This is a genomic window from Pseudomonas sp. UF-293 (assembly GCF_058245595.1).
Window position 1 is genome coordinate 61,829 of record NZ_JBSICA010000016.1, and the last position, 12,729, is coordinate 74,557.

General features: G+C 61.9%; 11 protein-coding genes. 7 read left to right on the forward strand and 4 right to left on the reverse strand.

Translation table 11 applies throughout. The features are described 5' to 3' along the window. Nucleotides 1-19: 19 nt before the first annotated feature. The 4 genes from AC4IHP_RS17480 (at nucleotide 20) to AC4IHP_RS17495 (ending at nucleotide 4,146) form a co-directional block, all read left to right on the forward strand. Nucleotides 20-526 carry an RNA polymerase sigma factor gene (locus tag AC4IHP_RS17480; RefSeq protein WP_490832294.1) on the forward strand — a complete coding sequence of 169 codons (507 nt, stop codon included), beginning with the start codon at nucleotides 20-22 and terminating at the stop codon, nucleotides 524-526. After that, the gene (locus tag AC4IHP_RS17485) at nucleotides 523-1,278 is read left to right on the forward strand and encodes an anti-sigma factor family protein (RefSeq protein ID WP_490832295.1); all 756 of its coding nucleotides are present in this window, start codon (nucleotides 523-525) and stop codon (nucleotides 1,276-1,278) included. The genes AC4IHP_RS17480 and AC4IHP_RS17485 overlap by 4 nt, the downstream gene beginning before the upstream one ends. A gap of 210 nt (nucleotides 1,279-1,488) precedes the next feature. Beyond that, a complete protein-coding gene (gene zapE, locus AC4IHP_RS17490) occupies nucleotides 1,489-2,619 on the forward strand; it encodes a cell division protein ZapE (RefSeq protein WP_490832296.1) in 1,131 nt (376 codons plus the stop codon). Between the two features lie 213 nt (nucleotides 2,620-2,832). Beyond that, a complete protein-coding gene (locus tag AC4IHP_RS17495; RefSeq protein ID WP_490832297.1) occupies nucleotides 2,833-4,146 on the forward strand; it encodes a protein kinase in 1,314 nt (437 codons plus the stop codon). A gap of 102 nt (nucleotides 4,147-4,248) precedes the next feature. Here AC4IHP_RS17495 and AC4IHP_RS17500 read toward each other — a convergent pair whose 3' ends face one another. Then, nucleotides 4,249-4,953 carry a YebC/PmpR family DNA-binding transcriptional regulator gene (locus tag AC4IHP_RS17500; protein ID WP_490832298.1) on the reverse strand — a complete coding sequence of 235 codons (705 nt, stop codon included), beginning with the start codon at nucleotides 4,951-4,953 and terminating at the stop codon, nucleotides 4,249-4,251. Nucleotides 4,954-5,174: 221 nt separating this feature from the next. On the opposite strand from AC4IHP_RS17500, the gene AC4IHP_RS17505 reads away from it, so the two are divergent. Beyond that, entirely contained in the window at nucleotides 5,175-6,569 is a 1,395-nt protein-coding gene (locus AC4IHP_RS17505) for a type VI secretion system Vgr family protein (RefSeq protein WP_490832299.1), read from the forward strand. A gap of 8 nt (nucleotides 6,570-6,577) precedes the next feature. Here AC4IHP_RS17505 and AC4IHP_RS17510 read toward each other — a convergent pair whose 3' ends face one another. Both AC4IHP_RS17510 and AC4IHP_RS17515 read right to left on the reverse strand, forming a co-directional pair. Next, nucleotides 6,578-7,969 (reverse strand): FAD-dependent oxidoreductase, encoded by a 1,392-nt coding sequence (locus AC4IHP_RS17510; protein ID WP_490832300.1) that lies wholly within the window; start codon nucleotides 7,967-7,969, stop codon nucleotides 6,578-6,580. A 72-nt stretch (nucleotides 7,970-8,041) separates the two neighbouring features. Further along, nucleotides 8,042-9,367: an MFS transporter gene (locus tag AC4IHP_RS17515; RefSeq protein ID WP_490832301.1), complete on the reverse strand. Its 1,326-nt coding sequence runs from the start codon at nucleotides 9,365-9,367 to the stop codon at nucleotides 8,042-8,044. A 270-nt stretch (nucleotides 9,368-9,637) separates the two neighbouring features. Between AC4IHP_RS17515 and AC4IHP_RS17520 the strand changes: the two genes are divergently transcribed. After that, nucleotides 9,638-10,510 carry a LysR family transcriptional regulator gene (locus AC4IHP_RS17520; protein ID WP_490832302.1) on the forward strand — a complete coding sequence of 291 codons (873 nt, stop codon included), beginning with the start codon at nucleotides 9,638-9,640 and terminating at the stop codon, nucleotides 10,508-10,510. A gap of 96 nt (nucleotides 10,511-10,606) precedes the next feature. Here AC4IHP_RS17520 and AC4IHP_RS17525 read toward each other — a convergent pair whose 3' ends face one another. Further along, complete coding sequence (locus tag AC4IHP_RS17525) at nucleotides 10,607-11,467, reverse strand: LysR substrate-binding domain-containing protein (RefSeq protein ID WP_460120163.1); 861 nt, start codon at nucleotides 11,465-11,467, stop codon at nucleotides 10,607-10,609. Nucleotides 11,468-11,580: 113 nt separating this feature from the next. Between AC4IHP_RS17525 and AC4IHP_RS17530 the strand changes: the two genes are divergently transcribed. Further along, complete coding sequence (locus AC4IHP_RS17530) at nucleotides 11,581-12,690, forward strand: 2-aminoethylphosphonate--pyruvate transaminase (protein ID WP_024013452.1); 1,110 nt, start codon at nucleotides 11,581-11,583, stop codon at nucleotides 12,688-12,690. Nucleotides 12,691-12,729: the final 39 nt, after the last annotated feature.

The following is a 12,729-nucleotide window of genomic DNA, read 5'->3' on the forward strand; positions in this document are numbered from 1 at the left end:
TAGCGACCAGCAGAAATTCATGAGCGAATTCGACGAACAGTTGAGAGAAATCATTCCCAGATTGCGCCGCTTCGCCGTGTCGTTGACGCGCAACAGCAGCAGCGCCGACGATCTGGTCCAGGCCTGCCTCGAGCGGGCACTGTCAGCGTGGGGCGAAAAACGTGCCGAAGGCGACTTGCGCGCGTGGCTGTTTGCGATCCTCTATCGGCAATTTCTCGATGCGCACCGTCGCTCGCGGCGCTATGCGCGGATGCTGGAATTTTTCACCGGCCGCGACGATGCCGAACCCTCAGTGGAACGCACGGTAATCGCCCAGTCGACCCTGCAAGCCTTCGAACGCCTGCCCACCGAACAGCGCGCTTTGTTGCTGATGGTCTCGGTGGAAGGCCTGTCCTATAAAGAGGTCGCCGAGATCCTCGGCGCCCCGATCGGCACCGTGATGTCGCGCCTGTCCCGCGCTCGGCAGGCCTTGCGCCAACTCAGCGACGGCGAAATCAGCAGCCCTTCCTTACGGATACTCAAATGATCAGCCTGCCTCCCAGCGAACGTGATTTGCACGCCTACGTCGACCACCAGCTCAGCGACGCCGACCGGCGCGTCCTCGAGACCTGGCTGGCCAGCCACCCTGAAGAAGCGGCGCAGGTGCGCGCCTGGCAGCGAGACGCCCAGCAATTGCGCGCAGCGCTGAGTGGCGCGTTGCAGCAACCGGACAATCCGGCGCTCGACCCGATGATGATTCGCCAGCGCCGCCGCCAGCAGTCCCGTCGGCATCTGGCCAGCGCCGCGGTGTTGCTGATCGCCGTCAGCGTCGGCGGTTTCAGTGGCTGGCAGGCGCGGGAAATGACCCTGGTACGCCCTGCGCAATTACCGATGACTGACGCGTTGCAAGCCTATCGTCTGATCGCCCAGCAAGGCGTGCTGCCCGCCGATTACAAGGTCGAAAGCGATGGCGACATGCAGCGTTGGCTCGACCGTTACTTCGGCGACGCCAGGCGCTTGCCGGACTTGAAAGCTGCCGGATTCGAGCCGGTCAGCGGGCGCTTGCTCAGCACCGATGAAGGCCCGGCGGCGATGGTGATGTATGAGGACGGCAGCGGCCACAAGGTCAGTTTCTACCTGCGTCCGCCGGGGCCGAAAAACACCCTGTTGCCGCGCGGTTCGCGCAGCGATGGCGATCTGCAGGCCGATTATTGGTCAGGGCCGGGGTACAACTATGCGGTGGTCAGCCCGACCGACTCGCCGGCAGCGCAGTTGCTCAAGCAATCACCAGCGTTTTGAAATCCGCCCCTTGTAGGAGCTGACGAGTGCAACGAGGCTGCGATCTGTTGGCGACAACCCAAGATCAAAAGATCGCAGCCTCGTTGCACTCGTCAGCTCCTACAGGTGAACCGTGCACATATTTCATGGAGCCAGCCCCTGAGCTCTGGTTACACTTGGGCCACCGCGCTCCCGTTGGAGCCCGGCCCATTTACCAGGAGCCTGTCCCGCGTGCCCGCCCGAACGCCGAAACGATCACGAATGAGCCAACGCTGGCCGATTTTGCGCCGCCTGTTCGGCCAAGGCCTGCCCGCCAGCGCCGGGCACGATGCTCATGCCGCGACCATCCGCGATTATTTCCGCGACAAGGCCAAAAGCCAGGGCTACACCCTCAGCCGCAGTCAGCAGCAAGTCATCGACTGCATGGCGCAGCAAGCCAGCGTGCTGCTCGGCGACAGCGGCCACACGCCGCCGAGTCTGTACCTGTACGGCGCCGTCGGGCGCGGCAAGAGCTGGTTGCTCGACGGGTTCTTCCAGGCGCTGCCGATCACGCGTAAACGGCGCCTGCATTTCCATCAGTTCTTCGCTCGGTTGCACGACGGCATGTTCCGTCATCGCTTGGAGGAAGACGCGCTGGAAATCACCCTGGATGAGTGGCTGGAAGATTGCCAGGTACTGTGTTTCGACGAGTTTCATGTGCACGACATCGGCGACGCGATGCTCATCACGCGGCTGTTCAAGGCCCTGTTCAAGCGGCGGATCATGCTGCTGGTGACGTCTAACTATGCGCCGGAGGGCCTGCTGCCCAATCCGCTGTATCACGCGCGCTTCAAACCGGTAATCGAGCTGATCAACACGCGCATGCAGGTGATGGAAGTCGGCGGCGCCCACGACTACCGCACGCTCAACCATCAACACACGCATCAAGTTTTCACCCAAGGACATTACGTGTGGCCGGAGACATCGGCTCAACGCCAGGCCCTGAACCTGCCAGCAGCCGACGCGCCGGCCCTGGCCCTTGAGGTTGGCAAACGTCAGTTGCAGGCGCGTTTATGCGAGGGCCGAAGAGTCGCGTTCACCTTCAACGACTTGTGTGAACAGCCGACGGCGGTGATGGATTATCTGCAGCTGTGCCAGCGCTTCGACCAGTGGATCATCGATGACCTGCCACAGCTCGGCGAGTGTCCGATCGCCGTGCAACAGCGCTTCATCAATCTGATCGACGTGCTTTACGACCAGGACAAGCACCTGACCCTGCTCGGCCAGTTGCCGCTCGGCCAGAGCCTGGAAGGTCACGCCATCGACCTAGCACGCACGCGCAGCCGGTTGGGGCAATTGCAGGAGATCCACGAACCCAACTGACACCCTGAACCCTGTGGGAGCGAGCCTGCTCGCGAAAGCGGTGTATCAGTTACATAAATTCTGACTGACATACCGCTTTCGCGAGCAGGCTCGCTCCCACAAGGTCACGGGCCAACTTCAATACCAGATAAACCAGAGATTGCTTTACCGCTATCATGTCGCCCATCCTCAGCGCCCCCCGCGTCGCTTCACCGATCAATGGCGAATCAAAACATGCACACCCTTGCTCAATTGCGCGCCGGCGAGCTGTCAGGCATTACCCGCCTCGACCTGTCCTGCGGGCTGACCGAATTCCCCCGCGAAATTTTCCAACTGGCCGACACGCTGGAAGTGCTCAACCTCAGCGGCAACGCGTTATCCAGCCTGCCCGCTGACCTGCATCGCCTGACCCGCCTGCGCGTGCTGTTCTGCTCCGACAACCAGTTCACCGAACTGCCGGCGTGCCTCGGCCAGTGCACTGCGCTGACGATGGTCGGCTTCAAGGCCAACCGCCTCGTCAATGTGCCCGGTGCCGCCCTGCCGCCGCATCTGCGCTGGCTGATCCTCACCGATAACCGCATCGAGAATCTGCCGAAGGAACTGGGTGAGCGCCCCGCTTTGCAGAAGCTCATGCTCGCCGGTAATCGCCTGCGCTCGCTGCCAGAATCTCTGCGCGATTGTCATCGATTGGAATTGCTCCGCATCGCCGCCAACCAGCTCAACGAGCTGCCGCAGTGGCTGCTGACCTTGCCGAGCCTGACCTGGCTGGCCTACGCCGGCAATCCGCTGGAAACCGAAGCCGATGCCGCTGCCCTTGAGGCCACGCCGCTGATCGACTGGTCGACGCTGCGCCTGGAACAGCAACTGGGCGAAGGCGCTTCCGGGGTGATTTCCCGGGCGGTCTGGCAGCGTGACGATGGCACGGCGCAAGCGGTTGCGGTGAAGCTGTACAAAGGCGAAATGACCAGCGACGGCTCGCCGTTGCACGAGATGAACGCCTGCATCACCGCCGGTTTGCACCCCAACCTGATCCGCGTCGAAGGGCGCATCAGCGGCCACCCCGATCAACAGCAGGGTCTGGTGATGCAACTGATTGATCCGAGCTTCGGCAATCTCGCCAGCTTGCCGAGCCTGGACTCCTGCTCGCGGGATGTTTATGCCGAGGACTGCCGGTTCACAGCGGAGGTTGCCCTGCGCGTCGCTAAAGGCATCGCCTCAGCGGCCGAGCACCTGCACCGCCAAGGCATCACCCATGGCGACCTCTATGGCCACAACATTCTGTTGAACGATCGCGGCGATTGTCTGCTCGGGGATTTCGGCGCGGCCTCATTTCATGCCACCCGCGATGATCTGCAGACGCGCGCATTGCAGCGCCTGGAAGTCCGTGCGTTCGGTGTGTTGTTGGGGGAATTGCTGGAGCGTGTCGACTCAGGATTGAGCACGGAGCGGCGCGCGCAACTGCAGGCGCTGGAACGACGTTGCTGTCAGGCCGATGTGCTGGGACGGCCGGGGTTCAGTGAAGTCATCGAGGTGCTGGAGAATCTGTGACCGCTGCACGGTCATTCGCCAGCAGGCTCGCTCCCACATTGGACTGCATTGCAAATGTGGGAGCGAGCCCGCTCGCGAAGAGGGCCTTACTGACGCAACTGATCAGCCAGCCAGACCGACAAACATGTCCTGCACGTCATCATGGTTGTCGAGACCTTCGAGGAACGCTTCGACTTCAGCCATTTGCTCGGCGCTCAAGTCGCTGACCGGGTTCTTCGGCTGGTAGCCGAGTTTCGCCGACAACACGGTGAAACCCTGCTCGGGCAGAGCTTTCTGCACCGCGTCGAGGTCAGTCGGGTCGGTGAGAAACAGCGTCGCGCCCTCTTCACCCGGTTCGAAATCCTGAGCACCGGCTTCGATCGCCGCCATCTCCGGATCGGCGTCCGGGGTGTCCGGCGAAGCTTCGATCATGCCGACGTGGTTGAACATCCACGCCACCGAGCCGGAAGCGCCCAACTGACCCTTGCGGAAGGCCACGCGGATTTCCGCGACGGTGCGGTTGATGTTGTCGGTGACGCATTCAACGATCAGCGGCACCTGATGCGGGGCAAAGCCTTCGTAGGTCACGCGATGGTATTGCACGGTTTCACCCAGCAGACCGGCGCCTTTCTTGATCGCGCGATCGAGGGTTTCTTTTGGCATCGAGGCTTTCTTCGCCTGCTCGACCACCAGACGCAGGTGTGCGTTGGTGGCGGTATCGGCACCGTTGCGTGCAGCAATGGTGATTTCCTTCACCAGTTTGCCGAAGATCTTCCCTTTGGCGTTGGCTGCCGCTTCTTTGTGTTTAACCTTCCACTGTGCGCCCATTACTCACTCTCTTGATCTGTGGCGCCGAGACATCTATTGGCCGACGCGTGGCGGCAAGTTTATACGGCCTATAGTCGGCAATCACCCAAAAAAACAGCCGGCGGAATCGACATCTTCACCAAAGCATGTAGGGGGATTCTGAAAAGCGCCTTTGACATGACCATTCAGCCTGACGGTTTCGTACCCTTGAAACCCCGTATCGCCTGACAGGGCCTGCTCGAATGCTCAATGACAAGGAAAGTCCGTTCACCCTTACTCTGACCGACAGCGAATTGCGCCTGCCGGTCGTGCGTTTTCGCGGCGAGGAAGCGTTGAACCAGCCCTACCGTTTCGACATCGAACTGCTCGGCCTCGCCCCGGCCATCGCCCCTGGCTCCTTTTTGCACAGGCCGGCCTTTCTGCGGCTGAGTGAACAGCACGGTTTCCACGGCGTCATTTCCAGCGCCAGCTGCGAACATCGCGGCACGCACCGGGTAGGCTATCGACTCACCCTGGTGCCGCATCTGCAACAACTGGCGAAAGCGCATAAACGACGCGTGATTACCCATCTGAGTGTGCCGCAGATCATCCAGCAACTGCTCGAAGAACATGCCCTGCCAGCGCATGGCTACCGTATTGAAATGACCGTGGGCCATTACCCGGCGCGGGCGTTTTGCATTCAGTACGAAGAAAGCGACTTGGCACTGGTGCAGCGCCTATGCGAAGAAGAAGGCATCCACTATCACTTCGAACATGGGCCGGACGGACACGTCGTAGTGTTCGCCGACGACAGCCTGAGCCTGCCCCAGGAACCGATCGAAATTCCCTTCAATGTCGATGAGCAACCACCATCGCCGTGCGTCAGCGCGCTCTATCAACAGCATCGCGCGGCGCCGGTGCCAATGCTGCACGCAGTGCGCAATCGCGGTCAGCCAACCGGCAATGCCGAAGCAGCCAACGAAGTCTCGACAGAGTTGCCGATGCCCGCGCGATCGCTGGAACGTCTGCACGCCGAACAGCGCAGCCGGCGTCATCTGCAACGCCAACGCTGCCAGTTGCGCTCCATTCACGGGCGCAGCGATTGCAGCGAGGTGCTCAGTGGCCGATTGCTGTTGGTGACCGAGCACCCGATCCATTATTTCAACGAACAATGGCTGATCAGCGCCGTGCGCCACCACGGGCAGCACCCTTCGATTCTTGACCCGGCCGCAACTGTTCATCGCTATCACAACGATTTCACTGCACAGCCCTGGTCGAGCGACTTTCGCCCAGCACTCAAACAGCCGCGTCCGAATGTGGCCGGTTACCACCTGGCGCGGGTAGCGGGTGCGCCGGGGCAGCCAGCGCAAGTAGATGAAAACGGCTGCCTCGCCGTGATCTTGTGGCCCACTGAAAATCAGTACGGCAACGACAGTGACGCTCTCTGGCTGCCAATCGCCATGAACCGGCTCAGCGGCCCCGTCTCCGTCGATCAATTACCGCGCGCTGGCAGTGAAGTGTGGGTGAGTTTCCTCGACAGCGATCCGGACCGTCCGATCCTGTGCCTCAGCCACGCACGCCAGCCGCCGGAGCGCGAATCAGAACCCGCGCGCGACAGCCTGTTGCTCGACTGGCTGAGCCACCGCGCCGAACATTGATCGACGCCTCAGCATTTGTCCGCCTTGCCCGCCGCCGCCGCGAACTTGGCCAGGCGCACGTCCAGATGCCGAGGCCGGCGCCCGTGATCTTCGGCGCGCTCCTTGCGGCGGATGGCGTTGCGCACCATCAGCGAGCCGAGGTAGCGAATCGGTTCCGGCGGGAAATAGCCCAGCGGCCCGTTGACCAGCGGCGAACGGGTCCACGGGTTATCCAGGCCTTGCACCAGCGCGGCAAGAATCTGCCCGCCCATGTGACACGGGCCGACGCCGCTGCCGGAATAACCGAAGCCGTAAAACACATTGCCCGCCCCGCTCATCTGGCCGAAAAAAGGTAAACCGGTCACCGAACGATCCGACGGGCCGTTCCACGTCGCGTCGATTTTGACCTCGGCAAACGCCGGGAAGAAATCGGCGAGACTGCGCTTGAGCAATCCGGCATATGGCGACGGCTGATCGAACACCGGCAGCATCCGCCCGCCATAGGCGAAGGTGTTGCCGCCCTTGCCGAGCATGATCCGGCCGTCCGGGGTGTTGTGGTAGTAGTGCACGAAGATCCGCGAATCGAGGACGGTGACGCCGCTGGTCAAACCGATTTGCTGCAGCAGGTCCGGGCGCGGCTCGGTGATCAGCATGTCACTGGAAACAATCGCCACACTGCGTTCGAACTGAGGAAACGCGCGGGCCATCCACGCGTTCATCGCAAGTACCACTCGGTCGGCGATGACCTTGCCGCTCGGTGTGTGAATGCGTGCCGGGCGGCCCTCTTCCAGCCCGGTCATCGCCGTGCCTTCATGAATTTTCACGCCCAATTGCAGCGCCACCCGGCGCAGACCGCGCACCAGTTTGCCCGGTTGCACGCTGGCAGCCGCCGGGGAAAACCAACCCTCCAGGTGTTTTGCTGAGCCAGCCATGCGCTGCACATCGGCGAGCGGTCGCTGGCTGAACGAGTTGATGCCGTTACGCTCCAGCGCCGCGATCACCGCGTCAGTTGCGCCGACCTGAGCGCGATTGGTCGCGGTGTACAGCGTGCCGTCGAGGCGGTAATCGGCATCGACGCCATACTGCTCGCAGAACTCGCCGATCGCATGGATGCTGCGCTCGGATTCCTTGACCAGACGCACCGCCTCGTCGACGCCGAACAAGCGTTCCAGGGTGAAATATTTTGCCGACCATGACAATGCACAGCCGCCGTTGCGGCCACTGGCACCGGCACCGCAGATGTCCGCCTCGATCAGCAGCACCTCCAACTCGGGGTTTTGCTGCTTGAGCATGATCGCCGTCCACAGTCCGGTGTAGCCGCCGCCAACAATGCACACATCCGTGCGCACCTCGCCTTGCAGCGGTGGACACTGTTCGGATACGTCGGCCTGCAAGGCCTGCTCGAGCCAGAACGGTCGCATGGGAAATCTCCAGTCAGAAAGCCACGACGCAACCTGCCGCGCACCGCGCAGCAGGCCACGGGGCGAGGGGTTTCAGGAACGCAACGGTTTGACGCTCAGCGCGCAGTTGGGGATCGCCGCACGCGGCTCCATCACGCCGACCGGCCGACTGTTCCAGTGCGGAATCAGCACCAGCGCCGAGAACAGCGCGCATCCGGCGAAGACGATGAACACCGTCACCGAGTCGAAGTAGCCCGGCAGCAAACCGCCGAGCACCGCGCCAACCGAGCCGCAGCCGTTGACGAAACCGGCGGCAGTGGCGCCGGCCTTGGCCTTGCCGAAATCGATGGCGGCCGCACCGCTGATCATCGAGTCCGGGCCGTACAACGTCAGGCCCATGACGAACAGCAGCGCGACGACCAACAACACGCTGCCGGTATTGAGCGCAGCCATGAATAGCGCCAGCGTTACGGTCAGCGCCAACAGGCTCAGCACGCAGGCCGGCATGCGTCGGGCGCCGAAGAGTTTGTCCGAGGCCAGGCCGATCATGATCGGCCCGAGCAATCCGGCCAGTTCAAACGCGGTGGGAATGATCGCCGCGCCGACCTTGCCGACACTGGGCATCTGTTCGAAAACAATCACCGGCCCCCACAACAGGATCGCGTAGCGCGCCGGTTTCAGCAGGAAATACGCCAGGCCCAGCACCAGCACCGTGCGGTTGCGCAGGATTTCCTTCAACGGCTCCCACATGCTGAGTTTGCTGTTGGCTTCGGTTTCTTCGGCGGTCAGTTCCGGCTCGGGCTCCACCGCCGGCAAGCCGACGTCTTCCGGTTTGTTGCGCTGGAAGATAAAGAACAGCACGGCGACCACCGCGACCACCGCCGCGCTGGAAATGAACGCCGCGTGCCAGGTGCCGACCAGTGTGTAGGCCCACCAGCCAGCGAAAGGCGAGGCGACCAGACCACCAAACGCGTAACAGGAACTCCACAAGCCGAGCACCCGCCCGCGCTGCTCTGACGGGAAGAAGCTGCCAAGGTTTTTACACAGCCCGGACCAGCCAGTGGACTGCGCCAAACCTTGAATCAACATGCACGTGGCGAAAATCGGCAAGGTAGCGAAACTGCCCATCACCAGCGCCGCAGCGGCGGATATCAGCAAACCGCCAAGCACCACGACTCGCGGACCGAAGCGATCGGCGAGCATCCCCCAGGTGAACTGACCGAGGGCATACGCCGCCAGATAGATCGCGTCGAGGTTGGCCATGGCCATTTTGTCGAGGGTGAAATCAGGGTCTTCGGCGATGCCCAGTTTGGCTACCGAAAAGGCTTTGCGGGTGAAGTAAAACGCGGCGTACGCGAGCCAGGTAATAGCGAAGATCTGCACGCGCCAACGCGCCAGTGTGCCGATGTGCTTGTTCATGGTGGTTCTGACCTCAGGGTGTGAGTGTGCCGGCAGAATCGTTAAGAAAAACGCCTGTGTTTTTTATTGTTGAGCACTGCGATACCGCCCCTTCCCTTCGGCGATAACGGTCAGATGAGTCTGCTGTTGCACGCACAGGCTCATGGGCCGGCGCCGCTGCTCGACCGAACAGTCAGCGATGGCGTGAGCCGATCAAAGCAATTACTGTTTAATAAATAAAATCGATTTATCGTATTTCACACATAAGCTGAGCTTGTTACTGGAGCCACCATGTCCGTCTCTCACGCCCAACTCAAAGCGTTTCACGCTGTGGCCGTCCATGGCAGCTTCACCCGCGCCGCCGAGCGGCTTTATCTGACGCAACCGGCGATTTCCGACCAGGTACGCAAACTCGAAGAACGCTTCGGTGTATTGCTGTTTCACCGCAATAAACGTTCCGTACGCCTGACCGACCTGGGCGAGCGTCTGCTGGCGATCACTCAGCGCCTGTTCGTGATCGAAGCCGAAGCGCAGGAATTGCTGCAGGAATCCCAGGCCCTGCAGACCGGCAGCCTGATTCTCGCGGTGGACGCGCCGATCCACGTGTTGCCGCAGATCGCACGATTCTGCGAGCGCTATCCAGGCATCAGCGTGAAAATCGAGACCGGCAACACCGATGAATCGCTATTTCGCCTGTTCAACTATCAGGCCGATCTGGCGTTGCTTGGTCGCGATGTCACTGATGAACGCTTGCTGTGCGTGCCGTTGCGCAACGATCCGATGGTGGCGTTCGTTTCGCGCAATCATCCGTGGGCCGAGCGCGAATCGATCTGTCTGGCCGATCTGGATGACACGCCACTGGTGCTGCGTGAGATCGGTTCAGTGACCCGGCAGACGCTGGAAGAGGAAATGTCCCGAGCGGGATTGCGCATTCGTCCGGCGATTCAGGTTGAAGGTCGGGAAGCGGCGCGCGAGGCCGTGGTGGTGGGGATTGGCGTTGGCGTGGTTTCAGCGGCTGAGTTCGGCGCTGACTCACGGGTCTGCGCGTTGCCGATCACCGACTGCCAGAGGCGCCTGACCGAAACCCTGGTGTGCTTGCGCGAACAGAGTTCGCGGCGAGTAGTGGCGACGTTTCTTGATATGGTTCGCGAGAGCCTTGTGTAAACAGTATTGGCCCCCTCGCGAGCAGGCTCGCTCCCACATGGGACCGCGCTCTGTAGTGTGGGAGCGAGCCTGCTCGCGAAGGAGTCGCCTCGGTGTTCAGACAGGAGCCAGATCAAAAAACGCCTGAATCAAGCGCAACTCGCGCCGGCGCTCCATGCAGCCAATCATGTGCCGGTTCACCAGCCCTTCCCCGGCAATCGGGATCGCCACCACGCGCGGGTCATGACTGACCTCCACCGATGACACCACACCGACACCCAACTCGGCCGCAACCGCTTCGGTCACCGCCTCGCGACTGTCCAGCTCCAGCAACACGCGCGGCTGAATCGAGGCCTGCGCACACGCTTGATCAAAAGTGCGCCGGGTAATCGAACTCGGCTCGCGCAGAACCATGATCACTTGATCCAGCTCCTTGAGTTTTACTTCGCCTGAGCGATCCGCCCAGCGATGCCCCGCCGGCACCAGCGCGCAGATCCGCGATTCGCTCAGCGCTTGCAGATGCAGGCCCTTGCGCGGCTCGACCTCGGTCAGCACCGCTACATCGGCGTGTTCCGACAACAGCGCCGCCAGGGTTTCCTGGGCATTGCCCAGACGCAGGTTCACCGTGATGCCCGGATAGCGTGCGCGCAGGCTCGCCAGCATCGGCATGACCATGTGCGGCCCATCCGCCGCCACCTCCAGACGCCCGGTCAACAGCTGTCGATTGGCCTCGAGCAGCGTCTGCGCCTCTTCCGCCAGGCCGAACATGGCGCGAGTGATCGCCGCCAGTTTGGTGCCTTCCTCAGTCAGCTCCACCCGTCGCGCGGTGCGCCGCAGCAAGGTGATCTGGTAGTGCTCCTCCAGCGCCTTGATGTGTCCGGTGACCGCCGGCTGGCTGATGAACAACCGTGCAGCCGCGCGGGTGAAGCTGCCTTCGCGGGCCACGGCGTCGAAGGCGCGCAGCTGAAACAGGTTCATGAATAACCCTCACTGATGACTGGCATAACAACAAACAATTTGATTGATGCAGCGGCGAATTGCAACGTAGGCCCCGTAGCTTCATCCCACAGCGTTTTCGCGAGGACACACGAATGAGTACCGCCGCACCGATTCTGCTCACTCCCGGCCCGTTGACCACTTCGGCCCGCACCCGTCAGGCCATGATGGTCGACTGGGGTTCGTGGGATGACCGCTTCAACCAGCTGACCGCCAGCCTGTGCGAGCAATTGCTGGCCATCCTTAACGGCGCCGCCAGCCACCATTGCGTACCGTTACAGGGCAGCGGCACGTTCGCTGTCGAAGCGGCCATCGGCACGTTGGTACCCCGTGATGGCAAAATTCTCGTGCTGATCAACGGCGCTTACGGCAAACGGCTGGCGAAGATCTGCGAAGTGCTCGGGCGCTCGTTCAGCACCTTCGAAACCGCCGAAGACGAACCGACCACCGCCGCTGACGTCGACCGTTTGCTGCGCGCCGACGCAGACATCACCCACGTGGCGCTGATCCACTGCGAAACCAGCACCGGCATTCTCAATCCGCTGGCGGAAATCGCCGAGGTCGTGGCGCAACACGGCAAACGTCTGATCATCGACGCCATGAGCTCTTTCGGCGCATTGCCGGTAGACGCGCAAAAAGTGCCGTTCGACGCGCTGATCGCCGCCTCCGGTAAATGCCTGGAAGGTGTACCGGGGATGGGTTTTGTCTTCGCCCGCAAAGAATCTCTGGCCGCCGCTGCCGGTAACTCGCACTCGCTGGCGATGGACCTGTACGACCAGCACGCCTACATGATGAAAACCGGGCAATGGCGCTTCACCCCGCCCACGCATGTGGTCGCGGCGCTGCACGAAGCATTACTGCAATACAGCGAAGAAGGCGGTCTGCCGGCGCGGCATGCGCGGTATGCGGCGAACTGTCAGGCACTGATGGAAGAGATGAACAAGCTCGGCTTGCGCAGCTTCCTGCCGGCGGCGATTCAGGCGCCGATCATCGCCACTTTCCATGCCCCGCAGGATCCGCGTTACCAGTTCAAGGACTTCTATGAGCGGGTCAAGGCCAAGGGTTACATCCTCTACCCCGGCAAACTGACCCAGGTCGAAACCTTCCGCGTCGGCTGCATCGGCCACGTAACCCCGGACGAAATGCGCCAGGCCGTGGCAGCAGTGGGTGAAGTGCTGCGCGAAATGGAAGTGCTCGACATCTGAGCCTCACCTCGCTCCCACATTTTGATCTCATTTTCAAAT